The sequence below is a fragment of the Actinoplanes sp. NPDC024001 genome (genome assembly GCF_040638955.1).
GTDB lineage: Bacteria > Actinomycetota > Actinomycetes > Mycobacteriales > Micromonosporaceae > Actinoplanes.
Genome location: NZ_JBEZZB010000019.1, coordinates 77,905 through 90,206, shown reverse-complemented (window position 1 = coordinate 90,206; position 12,302 = coordinate 77,905). Strand labels below are relative to the sequence as shown.

Genomic DNA, 12,302 nt, shown 5'->3' with positions numbered 1-12,302 from the left:
GGCCGCCGGCGCGGCGGCCCGCCGGCCGCGCCGAACCGCCGGCCGGTCGCCCGTGACGTGGTGGAGCAGGGCGGCGAGCTGGTGCTCGCCCGGACCGCGATCGGGCCGGTCCCGGATCCCAGCCTCTCGCTGCGGGTGGCGGCCGCGGCCGCCACCGTGCAGCTGCCCATCGCCCGCGCCACCTGCGAATGGCTCGCCGCCTTCTGCCCGCCGCTGCCCACTCCGTGGCCGCCGGCGGCCCGCGCCGCCCTGGTCTCGCTGCTCGGCGCCGGCCCGGGCCTGCTGCCGGCCTGGGAGACCTGCGACCGGTACGGGCTGATCGACGCCTGGCTGCCCGAGTGGGCCCGGATGCGCAGCCTGCCGCAGCACCACCCGATCCACCGGTTCACCCTGGACCGGCACCTGGTGCAGGCCGCCTACGAGGCCACCCGGTACGCCCGTGAGGTGGAACGCCCCGACCTGCTGCTGCTCGGCGCCTTCCTGCACGACGTCGGCAAGGGCCTGCCCGGCGACCACAGCGTCGTCGGTGCGCCGATCGCGGCCGAGGTCGCCGCCCGGGTCGGCCTGCCGCCGGCCGACGTGGCCACCATCGAGAAGATGGTCCGCCTGCACCTGCTGCTGCCGGACATCGCCACCCGGCGTGATCTGAGCGACCCGAAGACCATCTCCACCGTGGCGGAGACCGTCGGCGACCCGGCCACCCTGGACCTGCTGCACGCGCTGGCCCGGGCCGACTCGCAGGCCACCGGACCGGCCGCCTGGTCGGACTGGAAGGGCCGGCTGATGGCCGAGCTGGTCGCCAAGGTGCACACCGCGCTGGACACCGGCGCGCTGCCCGAGCCGCCGCGGCCCGACCCGGAGCTGCTGGACGGCGGCCTGCCGGTGGTGCACCTGGACGGCGACCGGGTGGCGGTGGCCGCGGCCGACCGGCGGGGGCTGCTCGCCGGGGTGACGGCCTGCCTGACGATGCACCGGCTGGACGTGGTGGCGGCGAACACGACCACCGTGGACGGGCGGGCGATCGTGGAGTTCTACACGTCGCCGCGGTACGGGTCGCCGTACGATCCGGTTGCTCTCGCCGCTGACCTGCGCCGCGTCGCCTCGGGCGACGTCTCGGTGACCCAGCGGGTGCGGGCCCGGGCGATGAGCGCCCGCGGTGGCACCGCCTCGCCCCGGGTGGTGTGGCAGCGCGACGTGGCCACCGACGCGGTGGTGCTGGAGCTGCGCGCCGCCGACTCGGCCGGGTTGCTGTACCGGGTGACCACCGCGCTCGACGAGGCCGGCGCGGAGATCCGGGCGGCCCGCATCTCCACCCTGGGCGGTGACGTGGTGGACGCGTTCTACCTGGTCGGCGCCTGGTCGGAGGCGTCCGACCGGAATCGGGTGGAAGCCGCCGTCCTGGCTGCTGTCTGAGCGTCACCTCCGGCCGTGACCCGGCGTTGAGCTGATCGACATTGCTGGGGTACGGACGGAGAGCCGATGGCTGAGGCGCAGCCGGTCGCGTTGCTGGACGACCACGTCACCCTGGCTGGGGCCGGAGCGGATCTGTCGCTGCCCTATACCGCGATGCGCAACCGCTCGGTGGCGGCCCGCCGGGTGCTCGCCCGGGCGGCCGGCGGCACCCTGGAGGAGCTGCTCGAGGCGGCCCGCACCGGTGACGTGCGCTGGCTGCGCCGCAGACGGCGACGGGTCGACGCGGGCCTGCTCGCCGGACTGGCCCAGACCTTGGCGCTGCAGGACGAGCTGCCCACCGACCGCGACGACGCGCTGGCCCTCTACAGCCTGATCCGCGCCGCGCTCGGCGCGCGGGCGGTGCCCGCCGCGCACCAGGCCCTGCACACCCAGCTGGTCTACGCCTGGCAGGGTCCGGAGCGGGCCCGGGAGCTGCTCGGCGGGTACCGGCGGATGCTCCGGCCGGCCCGGGAGACGCTGGAGATCGACCTGGCCAACCCGTACGCCGGCGCGACCGGCCCGGAGGAGCCCTGGCTGGCCCGTTTCGGCGCACTCTTCCCGGAGCCGGCGCCCTCGCTGCGCGCCGCCCCGGAACAGGTGCCGTTCGACCGGCTGACCGCCGAGGCCGACCGCCCCGCCGACCCGGCCGAGGAACGCGTCTCGGTCGTGGTGACCGCCTTCCGGCCCGGCCCGGGACTGCTCACCGCGGTCCGCTCGATCGTGGCGCAGTCCTGGCCGAACCTCGAGATCATCGTGGTGGACGACGCCTCGCCGCCCGAGCACGACGCGGTGCTGGCCGAGGCCGAGTCGCTCGACGACCGGGTCCGGCTGCTGCGGCTGCCGGCCAACGCGGGCACCTACGCGGCCCGCAACGCCGGGGTGGAGGCGGCCCGCGGCGAGTTCGTCACGTTCCAGGACTCCGACGACTGGTCCCATCCGCGCCGGATCGAGCTGCAGCTCGCCCCGCTGCTCGCGGACCCGGCGGTGGTCGCCACCACCTCGGAGGGGATCAGCGTCACCGACGACCTGGTGATGACCCGGCCCGGCATCCGGCGCGGCCGGGTCAACGTCTCCTCGCTGATGTTCCGGCGCGACGCGGTGACCCGGCGGATCGGCTGGTTCGACGCGGTACGCAAGGCCGCCGACTCGGAGTTCGTGGAGCGGATCGAGGCCGCCTTCGGCCCCCGCTCGGTCCGCCGGGTGGCCCGGCCGCTGGCCCTGATCCGGCTCTCCGAGGGGTCGCTCTCCCGGTCCGAGATCCGGGCCTTCTGGATGCACCCGGCGCGGACCGCGTACATGTCGGCGTACCGCTGCTGGCACGCGTCGGGGGAGCCGCTGCGCGTCGGACCGGACCGGCCGTTCGTGGCGCCGGCCCATCTGATCGGGCGGCCGGCCGCGAGCTCGTACGACGTGGTTCTGGCCGCCGACTGGCGGTTCCTGACCGGCACCCAGCGGGCCGCCCTGGCCGAGATCGAGGCGCTGCGCCGGGCCGGCCTCACGGTCGCGATCCTGCACCTGGAGGCGCTGCGGTCGGTGGACCGGCAGCGGCGGTCGCTCAGCCCCGGCGTGCAGCGGCTGATCAACGCCGGCCGGCTGGCCCAGGTGCTGGAGACCGACGAGGTCGAGGCGGGGGTGCTGGTGGTCCGGCAGCCCGAGGTGCTGCAGTTCGCGCCGGAGGACGGCTGCCGGATCCGGCCGCGGCGGCTGCTGGTCGTCGCGGACCGGGCGCCGGCCCGCCGGGACGGCAGCGACCGGCGCTACACGGTGGCGGCCGCCTCGGCGTCGGCGGAGCGGCTGTTCGGGGTCCCGGCGCTGTGGTGCCCGCAGGACGCGGGGATCCGTGCGGAGCTGGACGGGGTGGAGCTGACGGCGTACGACCTGCCGGCGGTGGCCGAGCCGCTGGACGTCGCCCGGCCGCTGCCGGATCCCGGCGGCCCGCCGGTGGTCGGCACCGACCTGTGCGATGCCGGTGAGTGGCCCCGGGACCTGGCCGACGCGCTCGCCGTGCCCCGCCGGTGCCGCACCGCCGACGTCCGGCTGCGGCTGCCGGAGACCCCGCTGCGCCCGGCCGGCCTGCCCACGCCCTGGCTGGTCTACGAGGCGGCCGACCTGGATCCGCGCACGTTCGCCGCCCAGCTCGACTTCTACCTGCACTTTCCCTCCGAACAGGCGGCCGAGCTGCTCTCCCGCCCGGCCCTGGAGGCGGCCGCGACCGGATGCGTGGTGCTCGTCCCGGAACGGCTCGCCGAGGCCTTCGGCGACGCCGCGGTCGCCTGCGCGGCTGCGGACGTGCCCGCGGTGATCCGGCGCTACCAGGCCGACCCGCGCCGGTACCGCGACCGCAGCCGCCTGGCCCGGGCCGCGGTCGCCGAGCGGCACCGGCCGGCCGCCCTGGCCGAGCGGATCAGCGCACTGGCCCGGCCCGGGCCCCCGGCCAAACAGGCGCCGTCTCAGCGAGTGCCCGGCGCCGGGGCGTAACGAGGCCGGGAGCAGCGACGTTACCGAGGTGGAACGCAGCGATGAGGAGTGTCTGCATGAGTCACCTGAGGCGAATCCGCCGCCGGCTGCCGCGCCTGTCGTCGGCGCAGGCCGCTGCGATGGCGCTTGTCGGCGTCCTCGGTGCGGTGTCCGCGGCAGCCGCCCTCACCGGGCACACCGGCACCGCGACCGCCACCCTGGCCGTCCTGGTCAGCGCCACGCTGGCCGCCCTGCTGCTGCTCTTCCGCCGGCTCGCCGGGGTGCAGCGGACCGGGCTGGCCGCGCAGCGGGACCTGCGCACCACGGTCGAGGAGATGCAGCGGCGCCTGGTCGCCGCGGTGGAACGGGAGCGGCTCACCGCCGGCGACCGGCACCTGGAGCTGGCCGACGCGATCGCCCGGGTCAAGCAGGTCACCGACCGCAAGGCGGCCTCCGCCCAGGTGCTCGGCCTGCCGCGCGAGTTCGAGGCGACCGTGCAGCTGTTCCAGGGTTTCGTGCCGCGCGCGCCGATGCCGTCCTCCGGTGACTTCGCGCTGAACCCGACCGACCTGCTGGAGCTGCTCCACCTGATCCGGACCCGGCAGCCGCGCCTGGTGCTGGAGCTGGGCAGCGGCACCTCGTCGGTGTGGATCGCCTACGTGCTGGAGCAGACCGGCGGCCGGCTGGTCTCGCTGGACCACGACGCCGAGTACGCCCGGCGCACCCGCGCGGTGCTCGCCGCGCACGGGCTGACCGAGGTGGCCGAGGTGCGCGACGCCCCGCTGACGCCGGTCACCATCGACGAGCGGGACTACCCCTGGTACGACCCGGACGCCCTGGCCGACCTGCACGACGTCGACTTCGTCCTGATCGACGGCCCGCCCGCGGCCACCGGCCCGGACGCCCGCTACCCGGCGCTGCACGTGATCGAGAAGCGGCTCGCCGACCGGGCGACGCTGGTCTTCGACGACGCCGGCCGCAAGGACGAGCAGGCCGCCCTGGCCGCCTGGACCGAGCGCTTCGAGGGACTGACCCGGGAGGGCGAGATCCTCGGGCGGCACGCGGTGCTGTCGTTCGCCCGGCCGCCGGCGATGGCCGTGGCGCCCGGCTGATCCGATGACTTCGACGCTCGCGCGGCACGACGTCCGCCCGGACGCCGGCGCGGCCCACCCGCCGCACCGGGCGGACATCGAGGGTCTGCGCGCCGTCGCGGTGCTGCTCGTGGTCCTCGCCCACGTGGGCGTACCCGGCGTGGCCGGCGGGTTCATCGGGGTCGACGTCTTCTTCGTCATCTCCGGCTTCCTGATCAGCTCGCTGCTGCGCCGGGAACTGGCCGCCACCGGCCGCCTGGACCTGCCGCGGTTCTACGCCCGCCGGGCGGTCCGCCTGCTGCCGGTCGCCACCCTGGTCATCGCGGTGACGCTGGCCACGGCCTGGTGGCTGGCGCCACCGGCCCGGTTCCCCGGGCACGCCCGGGACGCGCTCGCCGCCGCCACGTACACGATGAACATCCGGCTGGCGGAGATCGGCACCGACTACTTCGCGGACGCGGCGCCGTCGCCGTTCCAGCACTTCTGGTCGCTCGCCGTCGAGGAGCAGTTCTACCTGGTTTGGCCGATTCTGATCGGCGCGCTGGCCGTGCTGCGGCGCCGGTGGATCCCGGTCACGGCCCTGGCCGCGCTCTCGGCGGCCTCGTTCCTGTGGAACCTGCACGAGCAGGCGTACTTCAGCTCCCTGAGCCGGGCCTGGGAACTCGGCGCGGGCGCGCTGCTGGCACTCACGGTCACCGCGCGGCCGCGGCGCCGGCCGGCGCTCGGCTGGGCCGGCGCGGCCGCGATCCTCATCGGTGCGGCGGCGTTCGACGCGAGCACACCCTTTCCCGGTACGGCGGCGCTGCTCCCGGTGCTCGGCACGGTGGCGGTCATCGCGGCCGGCGGCAACCGTCTGCTGGAGACCGGTCCGATGCGCTGGCTCGGCCGGATGTCCTACGGCTGGTACCTCTGGCACTGGCCGCTGCTGTTCCTGGCCCCGTCCGGCCTCGCCGCCCGTGCCGGATACGCGGTCGTCGCCCTCGGCCTGGCGGTCGCCGGCCACCACCTGCTGGAGAACCCGGTCCGCTACCACCGCTGCTGGTCGGTGCGCCCGCGCCGCGGCCTGGTCCTCGGCCTGGGCCTCTCCGCCGCCGCGGCCGGGATCGCCGGGCTGGGGCTGCTCTTCCCGCCGGCGGTGCCGACCGGTGGCGCCGTCCCGGACGCCCGGCGGGCCCTGCACCGGGCCGCGGACCCGGCGGCCGAGCTGAACCGGATGCTGGTCGCCGCCGAGCACGCCACCGGCCTGCCCCGGAACCTGACGCCCACCTTCAAAGCGGCGTCCGGGCAGCGGCTGGCGCCGCAGCTGGACGGCTGCCACGTCGGGCTGGCCGGCCCGTTCCGCCCGGAGAGCGACTGCGTCTACGGGAAGCGGGACGCGCCGCGTACGGTCGTCCTCTTCGGCGACTCGCACGCTCTGCAGTGGTTCCCGGCGTTCACCGCGATGGCCGAGCGGCGCGGCTGGCGGCTCGTGGCTCTGACCCGCAGCGCGTGCAGCCCGGCCGAGGTGGCCCTGATGGAGCGGCGGGCCCAGCGGCGCTACTCCGAGTGCGACACCTGGCGGGAGCAGATGCTGACCCGGATCGCCGGGCTGCGCCCGGACCTGGTGGTGGTCTCGTCCAGCGTCAACTACCGGCAGGTGCTCGCCGGGGCGCCGGCCGATCCGGACGCGGTGTGGCGGACCGGGTGGGAACGCACGCTGGACACCCTGAAACGGCACGCCGGCGTGGTGACGGTGCTCGGCGACACCCCGTTCCTGACCGGGGAGCCGGCCGACTGCCTGACCCAGCGGGCCCGCGACATCGGTGGCTGCGCCGCCGAGCCGGGCGCGGTGGTGCTGGAGCCGAAGTGGCGGGAGATCCAGCGCGACACGGCGGCCGCGGCCGGGATCGCCACGGTGGATCCGCTGCCGTGGCTGTGCGCCGGCCGATGCCCGCTCGTGGTCGGCAACACCCTGGTCTACCGGGACAGCAATCACCTGACGAAGGCGTACGCCGCGCTGGTGACGCCGTTGCTGGACGCGCAACTGCCCTGGCCGCGCTGAGAAGCGCGACCAGGGCAGGCGGGTCAGTAACCGAAGTTCTGGGTGTAGTACGGCGTGCCGTTCTTCGCGTAGACCGCGCCCACGCCCACCGTCTTCAGCTTGCAGTTGACGATGTTGGCGCGGTGACCCGGGCTCTTCATCCAGCCCTTGACCACGTCGGCGCCGGTGCGGTAGCCCCAGGCGATGTTCTCGGCGCCGGGCTTGCTGTAGCCGGCCGCCTTCACCCGGGCGACGAACCGCGTGCCGCCCTTGCCGGTGTGGCTGAAGGAGCCGGACTGCGCCATGTAGGTGCTGTGGCCGCGGGCGGCCTTGGTCAGCGCGGCGTTGACGGTGAGCGCGGCGCAGCCGTTGGCCTTGCGCTGCACGTTGATGAGCCGGTTGATGTCGTTCTGCAGGGTGCCCTCGGAGACAGGCGCTGCCGCGGCCGGGGAGGCGATCATCGCGGCGCCGGTGAGAGCGGCGGGGACGAGGGCGACCAGGGCGAAACGACGGAGCAGCGAACGCAAGAGGAACCCTTTCGGAGTACGGCGCCTGGCTCATCGCCAGGTTCACCGTTCCCTTCGGTGTTCCCCTGTGCTGCTTGATCGCCGGGAGGGTGCCTCCCCGTCTCCGTTCGGTTGCTACCCCAGCAGGGCCGTCACGGCCTGCGCGTAGCGGTCGTGGTGGTGGTTGCGGCGGACCAGGTCGAGGCCGCGCTCGCTCTGCGCCAGCAGTTTTTCCGGGTGCCGGTGCAGCCGCTGCACGGTGGCCGCCAGCTCCTCCGGTTCGCTGTAGACGGCGGCCGTGCCGAACAGCGGGGCGTACCGCTGAGGGAGCACCGGGATGCAGCCGGCGGCGAGCGCGACGATCAGCTCCGCGGCGGCCACCACCGGCACGTCGTCGGCGGGGAAGTGCAGATAGAAGTCCAGCTGGTGCAGGAACGCCCGGGTGTCGACGTCGGACGGCCGGTAGAGCAGCCAGCCCTTCGGCGGGCGCCCCGCCTCGCCGGTGCGGTCCAGCACCCGGACGTCCAGGCCGGCCGAGCCAGGCAGCAGGCTCTGCAGCAACCGCGGCTCGCCGGGCAGCGCGCAGATCCGGCCGATCACCGGCCGGTCCGAGCGGGGGCCGGGCCGGTGCAGCCGCCAGCGGGCCAGGTTGACCGTGCCGGGCAGGTCGGCCGGGGCCGCGGGGAGGGCGAGCGTGGCCCGCTCAGCGGGTCCGGCCGGGGCCCAGTGCGGCGCCACACCGAAGAGCCGGTGCGCCTCGGCCGCGCACGGGCCGGCCGCGGTCGCCCACCGGGGATCGGCCTCGATCACCACCCGGTCCGCCCGGATCCGGCCGGTGATCCCCGGCGCGAAGGCGAGCACACCCGGTCCGTGCACCACGACCAGCCGGGCGTGCACCTCGTCGGTGAGCACCACCTGGTCCACCACACCGGAGTTGACCATCTCCTGGAGCGTGGGGTCGAGGGTGGCCGGCTTCCCGGCGACCCGGCTCAGCTCGGCGAGGTGCAGCAGCGCCACGGTGCGCCCGGGGCGGGTCAGCGAGCGGACCCGCTCACCGGCCGGCCAGGCGACGTCGCCGCGGGCGCTCCAGTCACCGGCGAGGACCACGTCGTAGCAGGCACGCGCGGGCTCACCGGTCAGCTTGCGCGGCGCCGCGAACACCCGGTCCCGCGGCGCGGCGGGCCGCACCGCGTCGGCCCGGCCCGCGGCGACGCGCCGGTGCCAGGCCTGGAAGGCCGAGAGGTACGCCCACCGGGCCGGATGCATCCAGCCGGGCGCCATGTCGGCACTGGAGAGTGAACCGGCGGTGAGCCGGATCAGGGCCAGCGGCTCGTCCCCGAGGTGCGCGACGGCGGCTCGGCCGAAGACGGCGCGGGCCCGCTCCACGTACTCGGCGTCGGCGCCCTTGCGTACCGGGTCCAGGTAGCCGAGCCGGGTGAGCGCCGGCTCCCGGCGCACCATCAGCGACGACAGGTTGTACGAGCGGAACTCCGGGAAGCCCGGCCGGGTCAGCACCAGGTCCTCGGTGACCCGGATCCCGGCCGACGTGGTGGCGACCAGGGCGCTGTCGGCGAGCAGCGGGCCGACCTGCTTCTCCAGCCGCAGCGGGTGCGACCAGTCGTCGGAGTCCTGGAAGGTGACGAACGTGCCGGTCGCGGCGTCCAGCCCGGCGTTGCGGGCCCGGTAGGTACCGCCGTTCTCCGGCATGCGCAGGATCCGGACCCTCGGGTCGAGCGCGGCCGCCCGGCCCAGCACGACGTCGAACTCCGGCCCGGAACCGTCGTCGACCACCAGGATCTCGTGGTTGGTCCAGCTCTGCGCCACCAGCGAGCGGACCGCGGTGAGCAGCGCGATCCCCGGCCGGTACGTGGTCACGATCGTGGTGATCCGGTGCGGCGACCCGTGCCGTGGCGCGTGGTGCGAGCGGATCCGGTCGAACGGTGTCGCGCCGTCCGCGTCCAGGGTGAGCCCGGGCGCCGGCAGCAGCCCGTTGAACCGGGACGGCCACTCGTCCTTGCTGCTCAGGTCCACGGTGAGCGCGGCGCGTACCGGGGCCGGGAGGTCCGGGCAGTCGGCCAGCAGCTTGGCCGCCCGCCCGTGGTCCCCGGCGGCGAAGGCCAGCTGGGCGTGCAGCCCCTGATGCTCGCGGGCCACCCCGGCGGTGCCGAAGGTGCGCAGCAGCGAGTCGAACAGTGCCAGGCCGTCGGCGCGGTCGTCCGGGAACAGGTCCTGGCAGGTGATCACCCGGGCCAGCTCGCCGAACGCCCACGGGTCGGCGTCCGGGAAGAGCCGGCCCTCGTGCGCGCCGGCGATCAGGTCGTCCACCGGGCGGCGGGCGGCCGCGTACGCCAGCAGCGTGCGCGCCGCGGCCGAGCGGGTGTGCAGGGCGGCCGTCGCCGGGCCGGTCGGGGCCACCTCCAGCAGCGCACGCCACTGCTGTTCCAGCAGGTCGGTTCCGTACGCGTCCGGTGTCGTGTGCTGCCTGGACATGGCCCCCCGAAGGTTGGTCTCGCCGTCGACCGGATCAACGGCGCGACGGTGCCGGGCGTGACGCCGGGCGAGCGGCGTTCGTTGTGCCCGAAGTGCACACCATGACCGCGAACGTCCATGACGTGGCGATTCTCTCGGACTTCCGGTATCCGGGCGGCACGTCGGCCAGCATCGCCGCGGAGGTACGCGCACAGGCCCGTGCCGGCCTCTCCACCGTGCTGGTCCAGGTGCGGTCGCCGCACCTGAAGCGGGACCGCCCGTTCAACCCGCTGATCGTCGAGTTGCTCCGCGACGGCCTGGCCGACCTCTGCCCGGACGGCGAGCCGGTGGACGCCCGGCTGCTGGTGATCCGGCAGCCGCGGATCTTCACCGAGGACCTGCCGGCGGTGCCGCGGATCCGCGCCGAGCGGACCGTGATGGTGCTCAACCAGGCGCCCGGCGACGCCGCCGACCCGGCGCGCTACTACCGCTTCGCCGAGGTCAAGCAGCGGGTCGAGGGCTGTTTCGGGCCGTGCGAGTGGGCGCCGATCAGCCCGCAGGTCCGCACCGAGGTGCTGCGCGCGGCCCCGGACGCCGCGCTGACCCGCACCGACTGGCACGAGATCATCGACACCGCGGACTGGTGGGTCGAGCGGACCCGCCCGGTCGCCGGGGTCCCGGTCCTGGGCCGGCACGGGCGGCCCGACCCGGTCAAGTGGCCACGGACCGCCGAGGAGCTGCTGCAGGCCTATCCGGACACGGCCAACGTACGGGTGCGCGTCCTCGGCGGCGGCGAACTGGCGGTGGAGAAGCTGGGCCGCCGGCCGGAGAACTGGGAGGTGCTGGAGTTCGGCTCGGTGTCACCCGCCGAGTTCCTGCGCGGCCTGGACTTCTTCGTCTACTTCCACGACCCCGACCTGGTCGAGGCGTTCGGCCGGACCATCATGGAGGCGATGGCGGCCGGCGTGCCGGTGGTGATCGGCGAGCACTTCCGCCCGATCTTCGGGGACGCGGCGCTGTACACCACCCCGGCCGGGGTGGTCCCGCTGGTCCACGAGCTGTACGACGACCCGGACCGCTACCAGGAGGTGGCCCGCCGGGCCCGTGTCTTCGTCGACGAGCACTTCGGTTACCGCTCGCACCTGGCCCGGCTCGCCGACCGGGGCGTCCACCCGCGCGGCGCCCCGGTGGACCGGCCCGGCGCCGCCCCGGACGCCGAGCCGGCCCGCGGGGTGCTGCTGGTCAGCGACAACGGCGTGGGCCTGGGGCACCTGTCCCGGCTGATGGCGATCGGCCGGCGGCTGCCGCCGGAGACCCCCGCGGTGATCGCCACCCAGTCGCACGGCGCGTCGGTGGCCCACCGGGAGGGTTTCCTCACCGAGTACATCCCGTCCCGCAGTGTGCTGCGGCTGCCCCGGCAGCGCTGGACCGAGCTGCTGCGCAGCCGGCTGGAGCACCTGGTGGACCTGCACCGGCCGGCCGTGGTGGCGGTCGACAGCGTCCCGCACGACGGCATCGTCGCCGCGGTCGCGGCCCGCCGCGACGTCACCTGGGTCTGGGTGCGCCGCCCGATGTGGCGGCGCGACACCGGCGCCGACTGGCTCGCCAAGGGCGCGGTCTTCGACGGTGTCCTGGAACCGGGCGAGTTCGCCGCCGCCGCCGACGAGGGGCCGACCGTCGGCGACCGGGAGCGGGTCCACGCGGTGGAGCCGATCACCTACCTGGACCGGCACGAGCTGGTGGACCGGGAGGCCGCCCGGGCGGCGCTGGAGCTCGACCCGGACCGCCCGGCCGCGCTGGTCCAGCTCGGCGCGGGCAACATCAACGACATCTCGTCGCCGACCGCCCGGATCACCCGGCACCTGCGCGACGCCGGCTTCCAGGTGGTGTTCGCCGAGTCCGCGATCGCCACCGAGCCGATGCCGGCGGTTCCCGGGACCCGTCTGGTGAAGCTGTACCCGATCAGCCGGTATCTGCGCGGACTCGACCTGGTGGTCAGCGCCTCCGGCTACAACTCGTTCCATGAGCTGCTGGCCTTCGGGGTGCCCACGGTCTTCGTGCCGAACCGGGAGACCGCCCTGGACGACCAGGTGAGCCGGGCGCGGTTCGCCGCGGCCGCCGGCGCCGCCCTGATGGTCGAGGACCCCGACAGCGAGGACCTGGACCGGGTGCTCGCCCAGGCGGTCCGGCCCGACGTGCGTGCGGAGCTGAGCCGCCGGTGTGAGCAGGTCCGGTTCGGCAACGGCGCCGCGGCGGCCGCGCGCTGGCTCGTGGGGCTGGCCGACCCGATTCCTTCCGGAGCGTGAC

General features: G+C 75.3%; 7 protein-coding genes. 5 read left to right on the top strand and 2 right to left on the bottom strand.

Going from position 1 to position 12,302, the window contains the following annotated elements; all coding sequences use genetic code 11:
- The 4 genes from AB0F81_RS10410 to AB0F81_RS10395 all read left to right on the top strand — a co-directional run.
- Nucleotides 1-1,413: HD domain-containing protein (locus AB0F81_RS10410; protein WP_360194129.1), on the top strand; the 1,413-nt coding region annotated here is incomplete at its 5' end.
- Nucleotides 1,414-1,479: 66 nt separating this feature from the next.
- Nucleotides 1,480-3,930, top strand: coding sequence for a glycosyltransferase family A protein (locus tag AB0F81_RS10405; RefSeq protein ID WP_360194127.1), 2,451 nt, complete (start codon nucleotides 1,480-1,482; stop codon nucleotides 3,928-3,930).
- A 56-nt stretch (nucleotides 3,931-3,986) separates the two neighbouring features.
- A complete protein-coding gene (locus tag AB0F81_RS10400) occupies nucleotides 3,987-5,021 on the top strand; it encodes a class I SAM-dependent methyltransferase (RefSeq protein ID WP_360194124.1) in 1,035 nt (344 codons plus the stop codon).
- A gap of 4 nt (nucleotides 5,022-5,025) precedes the next feature.
- The gene (locus tag AB0F81_RS10395) at nucleotides 5,026-7,041 is read left to right on the top strand and encodes an acyltransferase family protein (RefSeq protein ID WP_360194122.1); all 2,016 of its coding nucleotides are present in this window, start codon (nucleotides 5,026-5,028) and stop codon (nucleotides 7,039-7,041) included.
- Nucleotides 7,042-7,064: 23 nt separating this feature from the next.
- On the opposite strand, the gene AB0F81_RS10390 is transcribed toward AB0F81_RS10395, so the two are convergent.
- Together AB0F81_RS10390 and AB0F81_RS10385 are read right to left on the bottom strand one after the other, a co-directional pair.
- Nucleotides 7,065-7,547 carry a CAP domain-containing protein gene (locus AB0F81_RS10390; protein WP_360194119.1) on the bottom strand — a complete coding sequence of 161 codons (483 nt, stop codon included), beginning with the start codon at nucleotides 7,545-7,547 and terminating at the stop codon, nucleotides 7,065-7,067.
- A 114-nt stretch (nucleotides 7,548-7,661) separates the two neighbouring features.
- Complete coding sequence (locus AB0F81_RS10385; RefSeq protein WP_360194116.1) at nucleotides 7,662-10,016, bottom strand: glycosyltransferase; 2,355 nt, start codon at nucleotides 10,014-10,016, stop codon at nucleotides 7,662-7,664.
- 101 nt (nucleotides 10,017-10,117) lie between these two features.
- On the opposite strand from AB0F81_RS10385, the gene AB0F81_RS10380 reads away from it, so the two are divergent.
- Nucleotides 10,118-12,301, top strand: a complete 2,184-nt coding sequence (locus AB0F81_RS10380; protein WP_360194113.1) for a glycosyltransferase — start codon at nucleotides 10,118-10,120, stop codon at nucleotides 12,299-12,301.
- Nucleotide 12,302: the final 1 nt, after the last annotated feature.